This window comes from Streptomyces sp. NPDC005393, from assembly GCF_040606675.1.
Classification (GTDB): domain Bacteria; phylum Actinomycetota; class Actinomycetes; order Streptomycetales; family Streptomycetaceae; genus Streptomyces.
The window spans coordinates 277307-292922 of record NZ_JBEXFG010000003.1; the positions used below are offsets into that span (position 1 = coordinate 277307).

At 71.3% G+C, this 15616-nt stretch carries 13 protein-coding genes; 3 read left to right on the forward strand and 10 right to left on the reverse strand.

The genetic code is table 11. The features are described 5' to 3' along the window. Positions 1-110: 110 nt before the first annotated feature. Together ABZS71_RS05775 and ABZS71_RS05780 are read right to left on the reverse strand one after the other, a co-directional pair. Positions 111-1460 (reverse strand): tannase/feruloyl esterase family alpha/beta hydrolase, encoded by a 1350-nt coding sequence (locus ABZS71_RS05775; RefSeq protein ID WP_356207876.1) that lies wholly within the window; start codon positions 1458-1460, stop codon positions 111-113. 241 nt (positions 1461-1701) lie between these two features. Beyond that, on the reverse strand, positions 1702-2958 hold the full coding sequence (locus ABZS71_RS05780; RefSeq protein WP_356207836.1) for a cellulase-like family protein: 1257 nt from the start codon (positions 2956-2958) through the stop codon (positions 1702-1704). 152 nt (positions 2959-3110) lie between these two features. Here ABZS71_RS05780 and ABZS71_RS05785 point away from each other — a divergent pair, with 152 nt between their 5' ends. Continuing rightward, complete coding sequence (locus ABZS71_RS05785; protein WP_356207838.1) at positions 3111-3821, forward strand: FCD domain-containing protein; 711 nt, start codon at positions 3111-3113, stop codon at positions 3819-3821. A 28-nt stretch (positions 3822-3849) separates the two neighbouring features. On the opposite strand, the gene ABZS71_RS05790 is transcribed toward ABZS71_RS05785, so the two are convergent. The 8 genes from ABZS71_RS05790 to ABZS71_RS05825 form a co-directional block, all read right to left on the reverse strand. Next, positions 3850-4140 (reverse strand): DUF1876 domain-containing protein, encoded by a 291-nt coding sequence (locus ABZS71_RS05790; RefSeq protein WP_356207840.1) that lies wholly within the window; start codon positions 4138-4140, stop codon positions 3850-3852. 70 nt (positions 4141-4210) lie between these two features. Beyond that, positions 4211-4828, reverse strand: a complete 618-nt coding sequence (locus ABZS71_RS05795) for a hypothetical protein (protein WP_356207841.1) — start codon at positions 4826-4828, stop codon at positions 4211-4213. A gap of 99 nt (positions 4829-4927) precedes the next feature. Continuing rightward, complete coding sequence (locus tag ABZS71_RS05800; protein WP_356207843.1) at positions 4928-5770, reverse strand: aminotransferase class IV; 843 nt, start codon at positions 5768-5770, stop codon at positions 4928-4930. 92 nt (positions 5771-5862) lie between these two features. Then, a complete protein-coding gene (locus tag ABZS71_RS05805; RefSeq protein ID WP_356207845.1) occupies positions 5863-7452 on the reverse strand; it encodes a class I adenylate-forming enzyme family protein in 1590 nt (529 codons plus the stop codon). A gap of 246 nt (positions 7453-7698) precedes the next feature. Then, positions 7699-10035: an aminodeoxychorismate synthase component I gene (gene pabB / locus ABZS71_RS05810; RefSeq protein ID WP_356207846.1), complete on the reverse strand. Its 2337-nt coding sequence runs from the start codon at positions 10033-10035 to the stop codon at positions 7699-7701. A gap of 796 nt (positions 10036-10831) precedes the next feature. Then, on the reverse strand, positions 10832-12082 hold the full coding sequence (rocD, locus tag ABZS71_RS05815; protein WP_356207847.1) for an ornithine--oxo-acid transaminase: 1251 nt from the start codon (positions 12080-12082) through the stop codon (positions 10832-10834). Then, positions 12082-12891, reverse strand: a complete 810-nt coding sequence (gene ddaH, locus ABZS71_RS05820; RefSeq protein ID WP_355845607.1) for a dimethylargininase — start codon at positions 12889-12891, stop codon at positions 12082-12084. Before ddaH ends, rocD begins: the two co-directional genes overlap by 1 nt. A 131-nt stretch (positions 12892-13022) precedes the next feature. Continuing rightward, the gene (locus ABZS71_RS05825) at positions 13023-13526 is read right to left on the reverse strand and encodes an Lrp/AsnC family transcriptional regulator (RefSeq protein WP_355845604.1); all 504 of its coding nucleotides are present in this window, start codon (positions 13524-13526) and stop codon (positions 13023-13025) included. A gap of 507 nt (positions 13527-14033) precedes the next feature. Here ABZS71_RS05825 and ABZS71_RS05830 point away from each other — a divergent pair. Continuing rightward, positions 14034-14243, forward strand: a complete 210-nt coding sequence (locus ABZS71_RS05830; protein ID WP_356207849.1) for a DUF5988 family protein — start codon at positions 14034-14036, stop codon at positions 14241-14243. Between the two features lie 54 nt (positions 14244-14297). Further along, positions 14298-15614, forward strand: a complete 1317-nt coding sequence (locus ABZS71_RS05835) for a beta-ketoacyl synthase N-terminal-like domain-containing protein (protein ID WP_355845598.1) — start codon at positions 14298-14300, stop codon at positions 15612-15614. The last annotated feature ends 2 nt before the right edge of the window (positions 15615-15616 follow it).

A 15616-nucleotide genomic window follows, 5' to 3' on the forward strand; every position in this document is an offset into this window, starting at 1 on the left:
GAGTTGGCGCGGCTGGACAAGGTCAGCGACCCGGGCGCGGCGGACTGTCCGTACGGCGCCCCGGGCGAGGCCCAGCGCAGCCGCACCATCGCGGGCGGCCGCCGACCGCCTCAACGCAGCGAGCAGGTATTGACCACATCACCGGTGGCGGGCCTGCGGACGAGGTGGCTGGGGGCGGGGGCGGTCCCGGTCTCGACCCACGCGGTCAAGGCGTCGAACGCGGCGCGGTAGCAGGGCAGGATCGGCCGTAGCCGCTGAGGGTAGCGGTCCTGGAGACCGTCGATGTGGGTGCCGTCCTCAACGGTGTAGTAGCGGTGCAGCCGACCGCGGTGCTCTCGCGTGATCATGCGGGCATACACATCGGAGTCGGTGCCGATCGGCAGCAGCGCGTCCAGGGTGCCGTGCAGGGTGATCAGCGGTTTACGGATGTTCCCGGTGAGCGAGATCCGTGCCACCGCCCGGTGAACCGCCGCCGGGCGGCCGGCGTAGTCGTAGTCGGCGTCGGAGGCGCACGGGGCGAGGATCCGCGCACCGCTGCCGCCCGCGCTCGCACCGGGGCAGGCGGGGTCGTAGCCCGGGTCGAACTCCGCCCGGTACGTCTTCTGGGTGAAGCCCCAGTAGGCGTCCTGGTGGTACGGCCACAGGAACTCCGTGCCGGGGGCGAACCCCGCGGCGAACATGTCGTCGTCTCCGGCCCGGCCCAGCTGGCGGGCCACCGCGGTCGGCAGATAGGAGAACAGGTTTGGGCCGTCGGCACGCCACAGAGTGCCCTCCCAGTCGACGCCGCCGTCGTAGAGCCCGGGACGGTTCTCCAGCTGCCAGCGGGTGAGATAGCCGCCGTTGGACATGCCAGTCATGTAGGTGCGGTGCGGGGCCCGGCCGTAGTGCTGGGCCACCACCGCCTTGGCGGCCACGGTGAGCTGGGTGGTGCGCCGGTTCCACTCGGCGATGGCGTCGCCGGGCAGCGTGCCGTCGGTGAAGAAATCGGCCCCGCTGTTGCCCTTGTCGGTCGCCGCGTAGGCGAAGCCGCGCGCCAGCGCCCAGTCCGAGATCACGGGGTCCAGGGAGTACTGCTTGCGGACGCCGGGCGCACCGGTGACGACGAGTCCGCCGTTCCAGTGGTCGGGCAGCCGGATCACGAACTGGGCGTCATGGTTCCAGCCGTGGGTGGTGTTGAAGTGGGAGGTGTCCGGGAAGTAGCCGTCGACCTGGACGCCGGGCACCCCGGAGGGGTTCTCCGTTCCCCGCGCGATCAGTGACGACCAGTCAGCGGCGTCGGTGTACGCGGTGCCGGTGAGCGCGCCACTCGTCAGATCCGGCAGGCAGGCCGTGCTCTGGTGCTCCGCGCCGGGCGTGGCGACGCGGTGCTCCCGGGCGCAGTGGCCAGTGGTGCTGTCGGCGGCGGACGCCGCGGTGACCGTGGTGCCGGGGCCCGTCCAGACGACGGTCACCAACACCATCAGACCTGTGAGCAGACGCAACGCAAACCTCCGGGCGGGCGCGAGGACACATGAGGCGATGAGCGAGAACATGGTCGCCGCGCCACGGTGGAAGGTCGATGGAGGCCGCGGACACTCGGCCGGGCCGAGTTGTGGAGTGGCGTGCCATATCCCGCCGCGCCGCTCGGGGCCCGGAGCGCCCGGACAGGGCTTCAAGCGTGACCAGGCCGCCCCCAGACGGGCCCGGTCACGTCCATGGGGGTCAGCCGCGCAGAATGGCGTTGCACTCCCGCTGGAGCGCGATGTCCTGCCACATCGGGTGCTGGGGCGCGGCGTTGGAGCACACCACCGCGCCCCAGGCGCCGACACGGGCGGATTCGGCGCAGGCGCGACGGCAGAAGGCGGCTCCGACCGGGCCCTCCTCGAAGGTGCCGTGCAGCGGGGTGTAGCCGATCCAGCCCTCGCCGAAGACCAGGGGGACCCCGGTCTCCGCCGCCCAGTCGGCGGCGGCCCCGATCCAGGTGACCAGCCGCTGCTCCATCGCGAGCCGGTGGGTGGCGTAGCGGTCGTACAGCCAGGCGTCCCACCGGGCCGGGTCGCACCAGTCGTGGACGTAGATCTCGCGGGCGCCGACCGTGGTGGCGTCCAGCCGCCACAGATCGCCGGCCGGGGGAGCCCAGCCGGCCAGGTCGGGGGCGCCGGGGCGCAGCAGCTCCCGGCGGGCCAGGTCCTGGGGGAAGGGGCGGGACCGGTCGCGGACGGCGAAGGTGGTGAGGAGTTCGTCGAGCACCCCGTAGACATAGGGGTGGAAGACCGCGACATCGACCTCGCGGGGGACGCCGCGCAGCGAACCCACCGGCACCTTGGCGTAGTTGACGGTGACGGGCCGGTGCGGGTGGCGCTCCTTGAAGCGGGCCAGACCGCGCTCCAGCCGCGGCCGCAGGGCGACGATCGTGTCCTCACCCTTCAGCCGGTCGGTGAGCCGGCTGCCCTGGACCTCGTTGTGCAGCTCGGTGAAGGCGATCCGGTCGTCGAGACCGTGGACCACCAGGAAGTCGATCAGATCGGCCAGCGCGTCCGCGAGGACCTCGGCACGACGCTCGGGGGCGACGGCCATCAGGGCGTCGAACCAGGAGCGGTCCTCGGCGAACGACGGGCTCTGCTGGTACTCCCAGCTGGAGAGGATGACGAAGCAGTCATGGCGGCGGGCCGCCTCGAACAGCGCCCGCAGCCGCGCCCGCCCGTCGATCCCGGCCCCGCCGCCCACGTCGTACCAGCGCATCCGCTGCCCGTACGCGCCGCCCAGCGGACACAGCCGCAGCCTGGTCGTGTCGAGCCGGGAGCCGAAGAGCAGAAACGGCATGGCGCAGATACGCACCGTGTTGTAGCCGCGCGCCACGGCATCCTCGAAGGCGCGGTCGAGATCGGCGAAGGGCTCGCCCGGCCCGGTGCGCGTGTACCAGCTGAAGTCCCACAGCGAGATGGTCAGTGTGCCCGGCAGATGCGGCGACAGCGTCACAGGGGGCTCCCCGCGGTCGGCGGCTCGGCGATGAGTCGGTTCATCGTTCGGGGCGCGCCACAGCACTGTCAAGATGTAATCATAAATAATGAGCAGGGGTCGGCGAGCGCGTCCCCCGCGAACCCACCGCATCCGCCCCCGAGGAGAACCCCATGGCGCCCTATGCCGGCCGAGGCGTCCACGGCCAGGTGGTCCAGGAACTGGGCGCCCGCATCGTCGGCGGAGACTTCGCCGAGAGCGACACCCTGGACGTCCGCGCCCTCGGCGAGGAGCTGGACGTCAGCCTCACCGTGATGCGCGAATCCCTGAAGGTCCTCGCCGGAAAGGGCCTCATCGACGCCCGGCAGAAGCGCGGCACCTTCATCCGCCCCCGCTCCGCCTGGAACCTCCTGGACGCCGACGTCATCCGCTGGCGCATGGACGGCGAAGACGGCCGGCGGCTGATGCGCGACCTCACCGACATCCGCTCCGTCGTCGAGCCCGCCGCCGCCCACCGCGCCGCGCTGCGCCGCACCGACGCCGACCTCGCCGCGCTGGACGCGGCGCTCGCCGCCATGCACGGCGCCCGCGGCGACCTCGCCGCCGAGGCCGAGGCGGACGCCTCCTTCCACCGCGCACTGCTCGCCGCCACCGGCAACGAACTCCTCGCCCGCCTCGACCTGATCCTGGAGCCCGGGCTGCGCGAACGCGACCGCCTGGTGCACACCCACGGCGCCGCGGACGACCCCGTGCCCAGCCACCGCCGGGTCCTGGACGCCGTACGGGACCAGGACCCGGCCCGCGCGGAGCTCGCGATGCTCGATCTGCTCGCCAAGGCGGCCGAGGACCTCGATCAGGCGTCGGCCTGCCCGGCCCGGCGCTGATCCACCGGCGCCGGTACTCACAGAACGGTCAGGCGATCCATCCGTAGCCGGGCCGCGGCCGCGGCGAGGCCGGTGGCGCGCCCACGCTCTCGATGTCCTGCTCGGCGGCGCGCAGCAGCTGCTGTCCCAGGTCGTTCAGCGCCCGGCCGGCCGCGAGCTCGTCCCCGATCACCGGTACGTCCTCGTCCTCGGGGTTGCATCGTGCGGCCCCTCGGCCGGTCAGCGCCGTGGGCCCGGTGTCCAGCTCCACGCGCGCCTTGGTCTTCCCCTCGTCCTCGAAGAGATAGAGATGGACCGTCCACTCCACTGTGTGCGACATCGTCTGCTCCTCTCCTGCTCCCGACCCGCGGGCGCCGGACGGGCTCCGGCTCTGCGACGGTTCCTGCGGCTCAGCGACGGTTCCTGCCGGACCACGCGGGTTCCACCACCTTCCACTCTGCCTCCCATTGCGCGAACCGCCGACGGTCCAGCACCTGCCGGACCCGCGCCCGCGCCGCGATCAGCAGCGTGGCCATGGCCCCCGCGGTCATGCATCCGGTGAACCAGCCCATCGTCCGCGCGGTCGACACGGGCGTCGGCGCGGGCGCCAGGGCCCCCTCACGGTCCACCCAGACCCGTACCGGATCCCCCGCCCGGGTGCCGCCCGACACCATGGCGGTGCCCGTGTGGCGCGTATCCTCCTCGCCGGTCCAGTGGACCCGCGCGTGCCGCGGCTCCTGGGCGTCGGCGCGGTGCGGCCCGCCCGGGGCGTCCTCGGCCAGCCGCGCGGTGATCTGGTGGCGCTCCGCGGACTCGGCGTGCACGACGCGCAGCTCCGCCGCATACGCCGCGTACCCGGCGCTGACCGAGGCGGCCGGCAGGCCGAACACGAGCAGCAGCACGAACAGGGTGGTGAACCAGGACTGGGCCCGGTCCGACGGGCGGCGCAGCGGGTTGGGTCCCCTGGCCGGCCCCAAGAGCCGGGGCGGATGGAGCCCGGGAGCGCGTCGCGGTCCGTGGGTGTTCATGTCTGGCCTCCAGCAGGTGCTGACACCGGCGCGATCCCGCGCCGCGCGTCGGGGGTCAGGTGCGCGGGGCGGGCCGGGCGGGGGCCCGCGCGGTCGTCGTCATCGGTGCACTCCGTTCGTCGGCATGATCGGGTCGGAACTGCTGTCGAGCCAGGTCTGCCAGGAGGCGGCGCGCAGCGCCGGGCCCGCGCGCAGCGGGCGGCCCAGCCACGCGGTCACGGGACGGATCCCGTGCAGGGCGTTGACCAGCCACACCTCACGGCCGTCCAGCCCCTGCACGGTGCATCGGCGGTGCTCCATCCGTACGCCCAGCTCCGCCGCCCGGTCCTGGATCAGGGCCGAGGTCACCCCCGCCAGCAGCGGCAGCTCCGGGGGCGGCAGACACAGGACGTCGTCCTCCCACCACAGGACGTTCGCCGTCGTGCCCTCCAGCACCAGCCCCGACGGCGTCGTGAGCATCAGCTCCTGCGCGCCGCGCGCCGCGGCCCGCTCGCGCAGACGCGCCAGCAGGGACAGATCCGGCCCCTTGCGGCGCGGATACGACCGCGGATCGAACTCCTCGCTCAGGCATACGGTCACATTGACCGTCCGGGGCGGCACCGGCCGGATCCGCAGAAACAGCCGGGCCGGCTCCGGCCCCGCCAGCTCGACCCGCGGAAACCAGCGGCCCATACGGGGCAGGGCCGCTGTCGCGTCGCGCCAGAAGCTCTCGATCCGCGCGGGGGAGTCGCCCGTCGCCTCGGCGCACGCGGCGGTGAACCGGCGCCGGTGGCGGTCCAGCGCCCGCACCCGGCCGTCGTCCACCAGCCAGGAGTCGGCGGCCAGCAGCGCGCTGTCGGGCACCGCGCGGGAGGGCATCAGCCCGCCGTCCTCCCGCCACATCAACGTCCATTGCCTCTGGTCCGCCGGATCGGCGTGACCGAAGTTCTGCACAGCGACCATGTCCGTTTCCACTTCTGCGTCCCCAACCGTGGTCAGTACGTCCGCGTTCAGTACGTCCGCGCCGCATCGGCCGCCGGGCCGCCCCGGCGGCGTCAGCCACGGACCGGTGCGGTCGACAGGGTGGGCAGCTCGCCCGCGGCCAGCAGCCGGGCGATCTCCAGCCGCTTGACCTTCCAGGTACCGGTGGGCGGCAGATCCTCGAAGCGGCACTGCACGGGCTCCGACAGGGCCGGCAGATCCCCGGTGGCCCGGCGCCAGCGGTCGGCGTCCAGCGGCCGGTCACCCCGGGTGCACACCACCGGTACGGGCTCCCGCCGCGGACCGTGGACGATGATCACCTCGCGGAGCTCGGACATCCGGGACAGCAGCTCGTCCTCGGCCTCCAGATCGCTGTCGAGCGTGGAGATCCGGTCGGCCTCGCGGTCCAGCAGATGGAGCGCGCCCCACCGGTCGCGGTAGCCCATGTCGCCCATCCGCCACCAGCCGCGGTCCACCTGCCGGGCGTACTGCTCGGGGGCGCCGAGATAGGTGAGGATACGGCCGCGGGTGCGGGCCTCGATGGCCCCCGTGGCGCCGGGCGGGCAGGTGCGGCCCCGCTCGTCGACCACCCGGACCCGGGTGAACCCGGGGATGCCGGTGCCCACCCGCCGCCCCCGCACCCGGCCCGCGCCCCGCCGGGTGCACCAGCCGAAGGCGATGGGCCCCGTCTCGCTCTGCCCGTACAGCTGCACCAGCCGGGGGTCGCGGCGGCGGGAGGCGCCGAGCAGCCGCCGCACGGTGCGGGGGTGGACGGCGTCGAACGTGGAGCCGTACGCCCGGACGTTGGACAGCGGCCCGCCGGGCGCGTCCGCCAGGTCCTCCCACAGCGCATAGGTGTGGGAATGCGTCTCGACGATGCCGGGGCGGTGCGCCGCCAGCAGCGGGCCCGCGTGCGCCGGGTCCGGGTCGACGAGCAGCAGCAGCGGGCTGCCGAAGTGCAGCAGCACGCCCAGCAGATGGTAGAAGCGGGAGTGGACGAACGACAGGTGCAGCGCGGCCGGCTCGCCACGGGTCGCCCGGCCCAGCGCCTGCTGCGGCACCAGCCGGTTCCACATGGTGTACGGGCAGTGCACCGCGAGCCTCGGGATGCCGGTGGTCCCCGAGCCATGGGTGATCAGCGAGGGTTCACGGGGGTGGAGCCGGATGGCCGGACGGCGGGGCACCTCGGCGCACGTGGCGAGCGAGAGGGTGTGCCCAGGCGCCTCGTCCACCGTCAGCACACCCCGGGCCAGGCTGATGTCCAGCCCGCTCAGCGTGGACTCCAGCCCCGCGCGATCGGTGATCAGCCAGGGCGCGTGCAGCCGGTCCAGCAGCACCGCGACCACGCCCCCGTCCAGCGAGGACGACAGCAGCGCCGGGACCGCGCCGATCCGGGAGACGGCACACGCCAGCAGCACGATGTCGACGTTGTCGCGCTTGTGGATCGCCACATGCTCGCTCGGCCGGACCCCCGCCGACCACAGCCGGGCGGCCAGGTCGTCGACCATATCGGCCAGTTCGGTGTAGCCGAGGTCGGTACCGGCGTCGGGTGCGACGTCCAAGGGCCGGTCCAGGGTCACCCTGACCCTGCCGTGACGGGCCGCAGCCTCCTGGAACATCAGCCCGAGGTAGAACCCGTGCTCGGGAAGAAGCCGCTGCAACATATCGAGGTCCTCATCGTTCGAATCGGTCAGGGGGGTACGGCCAGGCCGACGGCCCGTCACCAGGCACGCCATACGGACGACATGGCGCCGCGGCTTCCCCGTCCGCGCCCGCGGCAGCGAGGCCACCAGAGGCACCGTCCGCGGCGCCTTGCAAGCGCGGCGAGCCGCTGCCGGGCCGGCGTGATCAGATCGGCCGTGAGCCTCCCCTCGCCGACCGTCCGGCCGCCACGGACACCGAGACGGCGGTCACCGGCCGGGCTCCTTCGCCGGGGCCGCCGAGGCCCCTCGGGCCGCGGAGACCGCGGGCGGTGCCGAGGCCACCGCGGCCGACGCCGCCGCGGACACCAGCAGTTCGTCCAGCTCCGCGGCGGGCCCGGACTCCACGGCGTCGTAGGCACGCATCGTTGCGGCGGTCTTGAGCAGCATTTCCTCGTACTCCTCGGCCGGATCGGAATCGAGAACGATGGCGCCGCCCGCGCCGATGTGCATCCGGCCGCCGGTGAACACGGCCGTGCGGATGACGATGTTCAGGTCCGCCGCGCCGTTGCAGCTCAGGAAGCCGAGGGCCCCGGAATACACCCCGCGGGCCTCGGTCTCCAGCGTGTCGATGATCTCCAGCGTGCGCAGCTTGGGGGCTCCGGTCATCGAGCCGCCCGGGAAACACGCCCGTACACAGTCGACGGTGGCCGTGTCCCGGCGCAGCCGCCCGCGCACGGTGGAGACCAACTGATGGACGGTGGCGTATGTCTCGGTGTGCATCAGCCGGGGGACGTACACGCTCCCCGGTTTGCACACGCGCCCCAGATCGTTGCGGAGCAGGTCCACGATCATCAGGTTCTCGGCGCGCGGCTTGGGGCTGGTGGCGAGGGCGGCGAGCGCCCGCGCGTCCCGTTCGGGGTCCCGGCCGCGCGGGGCGGTGCCCTTGACCGGCTTGGCCTCGGCGATTCCATCGGGGGTGATCCGCAGAAAGCGCTCGGGGGAGGAACAGGCCACATCCGTGTCGCCGAACCGCAGATAGGCGGAGTACGGCGCCGGATTGAACCGGCGGAGGGCCCGGTAGAAGGTGTACGAGTCGCTCGGGGCCGGCAGCCAGGCGGAGTTGGTGAGGCAGATCTCGTAGCTCACCCCGGTGTGCAGCTCGCGCCGACACGCCTCGATCGAGGCCAGATACCGCTCCCGGTCCCGGACCAGCCAGGGTTCCACGGCCGCCGTGGTGGTGAGCGGCGACGGCTGCGGGGTGGGCTCGGTGAGCGCCGGCACCCCGCTGAGCACGGTCACGGTCGTATCCAGCCAGTCCTTCGCCTCCCGATGGCCGTCGGGGGTGTCCTCGGCCAGGCAGCAGACATAGGTGACGCCCTCTTGGTGGTCGACCGCGACGAACCGGTCGGCGAAGAGCCAGCAGGCGTCCGGGGTCGAGGCCCGGTGGCGGTTGGGGGAGCCGCAGTCGGCCTTGAGCTCGTAGCCGAAGTAGCCCACATAGCCGCCGGTGAAGTCGAAGGGCAGGTCCGGGGCGTGGACCGCTCGGCGGGCCAGCTCGCGTTTGAGGTAGTCGAAGACGCTGCCCTCGGCCCGGGTGGCGGGCTGCCCCGCCCGCTCGACCTCGCAGACGCCCTCGTCGGTGTCGTAGCGGACGAACTCGGCCAGCGGCCCGGTACCGTCGCCGAGGAAGGAGAAGCGCGCCTCGCCGGACTCCGTCCGTGAGCTGTCGAGCCAGAACGCACGCGGCGCGTCCGCGTAGAGGCGGGTGAACGCAGCCTCGGTGTCGGTGGCGTCGGCCAGCCACCGGGCGTGCAGCCGGTAGACGCGGGCATCCGGGTCCGCCTGCGCCGGGGCGTCGGTCGCGGGAGCGTCGTCGTCGGCCGCGAGGGCGTCGCTCGCCGCCGGAGCGCTCGGGGCCGGCTCGGGGGCCGGCTCGGGGGCCGGTTCGGGGGAGGGGACGGCCATGGGGCGAGGGCGGCGGGCCTCATCGACGGAGGTCACGGACTCGCCGTTGGCATGCTCGATGGTCAGATCGCGGAAATTGACCAGCATCTGATGTCCGAATCCGGTCAGTACGGACTCCGGATGGAACTGGACGCCCCACAGCGGACGTGCCCGGTGCCGTAGCCCCATCAGCACACCGTCCTCGGACCAGGCGATGCCCTGCAGCCCCAGCGGCAGCGGCTCGGCCACGCACAGCGAGTGATAGCGGACGGCCGTGAAATCCTGCGGGAGCCCCCGGAACAATCCCCGCCCGCCGTGTTTGATCCGGGAGAGATGCCCGTGCTTCGGCTCCGGCGCGGGCACCACCCGCGCCTGAGCGCCGATCGCGATGCCCTGATGGCCCAGGCACACCCCCAGAACCGGGATACGCGACCGCTCGATCAGCTTGGCGGTGGCACCGAAGTCCCGGAAGTCCGCCGGATGGCCGGGGCCGGGGGACACCACGATGTTGTCGAACTCCGAAAGATCGATGTCCGCGCATCCCGGTGCGTCATTGAGAAGCACCTCCGGTTCCTCGCCGTTGACCTCGGTGAGCAGATGAAAGAGGTTATACGTGTACGAGTCGTAATTATCGACGAGGAGTGTCCTCAGCGATTCCATCCGGATTTGTCTCCTTGCTTTCCGAACTGACCGGGCGTCAACCGCCGGGTCAGGGTCCCGCGCCCGCCCGCCTGCCGGCGCACGCGCGGACCGTCCACCGCCACCCGCTTGTGACGTCCTCGTATCGACTGAAGCGGCCGGGTGGAGCCACTTCTTCGGGAGCCGCTGCAGGCGTGGCATGACAAGCCAGGGCACCATCGAGGTCACGCCAGGACACGGAGCCAGGTCCGGTGCGGGAAATCGGTGTCCCTGAGGAACGGGATCACCAGCAGGTCGACGATGAGGACTGGAGGGAACACCGCACTCGGATTCACCGGCCAGAGTTTCCACTTGGGCGATGGCGGCAATGGCGGCACCGGGCCCCGAAGAAACCCGGCCAGAGCCCAGGACACCGCCTCCGAGATATCCCGGAAGGCCGGCGGTTGCATGGAGCATAACCATCGCCCAGGTGGAGAAATCGCTTTCGCGGCCGGGGTCCACCCGGTATGCGGCAGTCACTGTGACCGGCTCACTGTCCACTCCAGCCGCAACTCCTTCCCGCACCATGCACTTCGAGGCTCCCCGTCAGGTCCTTCCGGCGAGGTGACAGGAAGTGTTCCACACGGCGCGGTCGCCAAGGATGGAATGCTCAACAACGTACATAAATTCTCAGAAAGGCGGCCGTGACCTGGGCGTTACCTTAGGTTCCGGCCCCTGAGCAGGGCTCATGAAAAACTTCGGAGGGCGTTGAACATGAAGAAGCGCCGGGCCGTATATAGCGTAATGCGGCCCGGCGCTCATGCAATGTCGCTATCGGTCAGCCGAGGATCTTCCCCAGTGCGGTGAGCGACGACTCCAGCTCCTCGCGGGTGATGGTCAGCGGCGGCGCGAGGCGGATGGTCGAGCCATGGGTGTCCTTGACGAGGATCCCCTCGCCCATCAGCCGCTCGCTCACTTCACGGCCCGTACCGAGAGCGGGGTCCACATCGACACCCGCCCACAGTCCCCGGCAGCGGTAGCCCACGACCCCCTTGCCGGTCAGCGCGGCCAGACCGTCCCGCAGCACCTCGCCCAGCTCGGCCGCGCGGCGCTGGAACTCACCGGTGCGCAGCAACTCGACGACGGCCGAGCCGACCGCCGCAGCCAGCGGGTTGCCGCCGAAGGTGGAGCCGTGCTCGCCGGGGCGCAGCACCCCGAGAACCTCCCGGTCGGCGACGACCGCCGAGACCGGGACGATGCCGCCGCCCAGGGCCTTGCCGAGCAGCAGCACATCCGGCATCACCGACTCGTGCTCGACGGCCAGGGTGGTGCCGGTGCGGCCGAGCCCGGACTGGATCTCGTCGGCGATGAACAGCACCCCGGCCCGCCGGGTCACCTCGCGCACCCCGCGCAGATAGCCGTCGTCGGGGATGACGACGCCCGCCTCGCCCTGGATGGGCTCGATCAGGACCGCCGCCGTGGTCTCGTCGATCGCCGCCTCAAGCGCGGCGAGGTCGTTGTACGGGACGACGCGGAAGCCCGGGGCGAACGGGCCGAAGCTGTCGCGGGCGGTCGGGTCGCTGGAGAAGCCGACGATCGTCGTCGTACGGCCGTGGAAGTTCTCGGCCGCCACCACGATCGTCGCCTGGTCCGGGGCGACGCCCTTCACCTCGTACGCCCACTTGCGGGCGACCTTGATCGCGCTCTCGACCGCCTCCGCACCGGTGTTCATCGGCAGCACCATGCCGAGCCCGGTCAGCTCCGCCACGCCCTCGGCGAATCCGGCGAGCCGGTCGTTGTGGAAGGCCCTGGAGGTCAGGGTGAGTTCATCGAGCTGGCGGTGGGCCGCCTCGATGAGGGCCGGGTGGCGGTGGCCGAAGTTGAGGGCCGAGTAGCCGGCCAGCATGTCGAGATAGCGCCGCCCCTCGACGTCCTCCACCCAGACGCCCTCGGCGCGGGCGACGACCACGGGCAGCGGATGGTAGTTGTGCGCGAGCGAGGTCTCCTCGGCGCGGATCAGCTCCCGCGACGAGCGCACGGGGCGGGCGGCGCCTGCCGGGGCGGTAGCGGTAGAGGTGGGGGCGGTCATCAGCGGATCTCCTGTGTGCAGCACTTGATGCCCCCGCCGGCCTTGTGCAGTTCCGACAGGTCGACGGGGACGGGGACGTAACCGCGGTCGGTGAGCTGGTCGATGAGGCCGGTCGCCTGCGGGGCGACGAAGACATGGCGGCCGTCGGATACGGAGTTGAGCCCGAAGGCCATGGCGTCGTCCCGGGTGGCGATCAGCGCGTCCGGGAAGAGGCGCCCCAGCACTTCACGGCTCCCGGGGGAGAACGCCTCCGGGTAGTAGGCGATGTTCTCGTCGTCGAGGACGAACAGCGCGGTGTCCAGATGGTAGAAGTACGGATCCACCAGCAGCAGGCTGATCGTCGGCACCCCGAAGAACTCCTGCACCTCCTGATGGGCCGCCCGCGTCGTACGGAAGCCGGTGCCCGCCAGGACGAAGGGGCCCGCGGGCACGAGGTCGCCCTCGCCCTCGCACACCGACTCCGGTGGGTGGACATCGAATCCGGCCGCCTTGAACCAGGTCTCGTACGCGAGTTGCTCCGGCCGGCGCTGGGGCGCGTGGAACCGCGAGCCGAAGACCCGGCCCTGAAGGACGAGGGCCGAGTTCGCCGCGAACACCATGTCGGGCAGACCCGCCACCGGCTCGATGGACTCCACCTGATGGCCATGGTCGCGGTAGGTGCGGATCAGCGTCTCCCACTGCGTCCGGGCGAGGTCGGTGTCGACCTCGGCGTCCTCGCGCATCCAGGGATTGATGGCGTACCGCACATCGAAGTATCTGGGGGCACAGGTCAGATAGCGCCGGGGGCGCGGCACACGCGTAGGGGGCACGGAGGATTCCTCTCGCTTCCGCGGGCGTCCGGGGGTGATTCAAAGGTAGAAAGCGGAGGAGAGGCGGCACAAGAAAGGAAAACTGCGTGTTGGCGCATCGATGCTGCGTGATGGGCCGGGGTGGCGCCGGTTCATTGCGTCGGGGGTGCGGCGGGGGTCGCGGCCGGGGTCGCACCCGCCTCGGGGCTGCCCGTGAGCAGGTGCGACAGCACCATGTAGCTGATCGTCTTGCGGATGAAGGGCTCGGCCCGGATGCGCTCCAGCACCTCCTCGAAGTGCTCCACATCGGTGGCCATGACATGCAGCAGGGCATCGGCGCCACCGGTCACGGTCATGGCCGCGGTGATCTCCGGATAGTTGCGTACGACCTCCGCCAGGCGCCGGGGCGGTGCGGCGCTGTCGCAGTACACCTCCACATACGCCTCCGTCCGCCAGCCCAGGGCGGCCGGCCGCACGGTGGTGGTGAAGCCGGTGATCACATCGGTCTCCCGCATCCGGTCGACCCGCCGCTTGACCGCCGAGGCCGACAGCCCGATCGCCGCGCCTATCTCCGTGAAGCTCGTCCTGGCGTTCGCCACCAGCGCCGCAACGATCTTGCGGTCCAGATCATCGAACGGTGCGGACTGGTTTGTCATGGTTGGGTCCCTTTGCGGCCGGTGCTGATGTCTCAGGGCGTTGGCCCTGCCACGTGTTGAGTGTGCGCGAACGTGGCCTGCGCCGGGAATGCGGGACGCCCCGGCGTACCCGGGCGCGGGATGCCCGTGGCGGTGGGCGGAAACCTCAGCCGGTCGGCGGGCGGCCGGGCAACACGTGATGAGCAGCCCAGAGGACTTTCTGATGAGAAGCCCGGCGATAAGCGTCACTCATCGGCGGAAGTTCAAAAAGGGAACCCTTTCCTGCTCATTTTCGTTCTGTTTTCAGAAAATTACGCAAAGAGGGGGCGTGAAGAGGGGCGCGAGCCCCTTCAGTCGCACGGTGGTGCATCGTGGGCGCCGGGGGTACGCAACAGGGGCGCCGCCGTATCGAATCCGCCTCGGTGATGCGGCACCACCTACCGATAGCCCCCATGACGGCGTAGCGTCGTCTATTCCACACATCATTTCCGAGCGATGATCGGCTCCTGAACTGCCGAGAGGCCAGTCATGTCTCAACCGGCATTTGTCATCCTCGTCGGTGGACCGCCCAGAACCCCCCAGATATGGGCCGCACCCCCCGTTGGAGACCGGGAACGGGTCAAGATCCAGCGGGGCAACGGTTACGAGCATTTCGAATCCACGGGCGAGTGCGCCGAATTCGATGGTGAGCTGATCCCTGTCTACCGATGGTGCTACCGCACATTCATAGCAGAGTAGGCCGGCCCACGCATCGGTGTCTGCGCGGAACCTGCGAAATGGAGAGGGGACACCATGATGAAAGGCGGCAGAAACACCCGGGACGCCGTGGTCACCGGCCTCGGTTTCTGTCTCCCCGGCGGCGCCCGACCCGTCTTCACCGCCGGCCAGGTATGGGACATCTCATCCCAGGGCCGCTCCGCCCTCGTCCAACACGACGTCTACTACGGCTCGGTCAATCTCACCCCCGAGCTGTTCGAGGAGCGCCTGCCCGACATCCCGGAGTTCTTCTCCCGCCACTACACCGACGCCCACCGGTTCGGCCTGGTCTCCCTGGTGGAGGCGTGCACCGACGCCGAACTGGACTTCCGCGCCGGTGACCTGCGCGAAGCGGCGATCCTCGTCGGCCGCGGCAGCGTGGACGCCAACGTGGACAGCTATCTGACCCTGCTCGGCATCGATCCCGAGTCCACCGCCACCCTCGACGCGCTCGAAATGTTCGTCGCCGCCGAACAGGCCGTCTCCCCGTCCGATGTCGTCGTCGTCCAGGGCGCGCTGACCCGCACCGTCGGCCCCTGCTTCACCGTGTCCTGCGGCTGCTCCTCCGCCGCCGTACAGATCGGCAACGCCCGCCGTCTGATCGCGACCGGCGAGGTCGACATCGCCGTCGTCACCGGCGTCGACGTCTTCAACGTCGGCCTCATCCAGAAGGGCCGGCGGCTGCTGCGCGGCGCACAGCACGCCTATGACGCGATGGACGCCGCCGGCATGCCCGACCTCCTTCCCTCCTTCGACTCGCTGATGCGCCCCTACGACCGGCGCGCCGACTGCATCAACCACGGCGAGGGATCCGCCACCGTGATCCTGGAGAGCCGCGAGCACGCCCGCCGCCGCGGCGCCCACCTCTACGGCCAGGTGCTCGCCACCGCCATGACCCGCGACGGCCTCGCCAACCCCCTGGCCTCCGACAACACCGGCTCCCAGCTGGTCAGCGCCGTACGCAAATGCCTGGGGGACCGGTGGCGGATCGACCAGGTGCCGTATGTCAACGGCGCCAGCGACGGCGGCGCGGCCGTCACCGCCATGGAGGCCAACACGATCAGAGAACTCTACGGGCCCGACGGCACCGTCCTGATGACCTCCCAGGAAGCCTGCTTCGGCCACCACGGATCACCCGCCGGCTGCCTCGGCCTCGCCCTGACCCTGATGATGATGGAGCTCGGCCAGGTGTGCCCCACCGCCAACTGCGAACAGCCCGCGGACGGACTCCCCTTCGACCCCGTCCCCGGCACCCGCACCCGCCCCCTCGACTTCGACTACGCGCTGAGCTTCAACTACCAGATCGGTGGCGTGAAGCACGCGATGCTGCTGGGCAGCCCGGACGCCACCTGAGT

Bases quoted from the DNA above. Each gene is read 5' to 3' on its own strand.
- ABZS71_RS05775 (WP_356207876.1), bottom strand. From the start codon at position 1,460: ATGGTGTTGGTGACCGTCGTCTGGACGGGCCCCGGCACCACGGTCACC.
- ABZS71_RS05785 (WP_356207838.1), top strand. From the start codon at position 3,111: ATGGCGCCCTATGCCGGCCGAGGCGTCCACGGCCAGGTGGTCCAGGAA.
- ABZS71_RS05790 (WP_356207840.1), bottom strand. From the start codon at position 4,140: ATGTCGCACACAGTGGAGTGGACGGTCCATCTCTATCTCTTCGAGGAC.
- ABZS71_RS05795 (WP_356207841.1), bottom strand. From the start codon at position 4,828: ATGAACACCCACGGACCGCGACGCGCTCCCGGGCTCCATCCGCCCCGG.
- ABZS71_RS05800 (WP_356207843.1), bottom strand. From the start codon at position 5,770: ATGGTCGCTGTGCAGAACTTCGGTCACGCCGATCCGGCGGACCAGAGG.
- ABZS71_RS05805 (WP_356207845.1), bottom strand. From the start codon at position 7,452: ATGTTGCAGCGGCTTCTTCCCGAGCACGGGTTCTACCTCGGGCTGATG.
- pabB (WP_356207846.1), bottom strand. From the start codon at position 10,035: ATGGAATCGCTGAGGACACTCCTCGTCGATAATTACGACTCGTACACG.
- rocD (WP_356207847.1), bottom strand. From the start codon at position 12,082: ATGACCGCCCCCACCTCTACCGCTACCGCCCCGGCAGGCGCCGCCCGC.
- ABZS71_RS05825 (WP_355845604.1), bottom strand. From the start codon at position 13,526: ATGACAAACCAGTCCGCACCGTTCGATGATCTGGACCGCAAGATCGTT.
- ABZS71_RS05830 (WP_356207849.1), top strand. From the start codon at position 14,034: ATGTCTCAACCGGCATTTGTCATCCTCGTCGGTGGACCGCCCAGAACC.
- ABZS71_RS05835 (WP_355845598.1), top strand. From the start codon at position 14,298: ATGATGAAAGGCGGCAGAAACACCCGGGACGCCGTGGTCACCGGCCTC.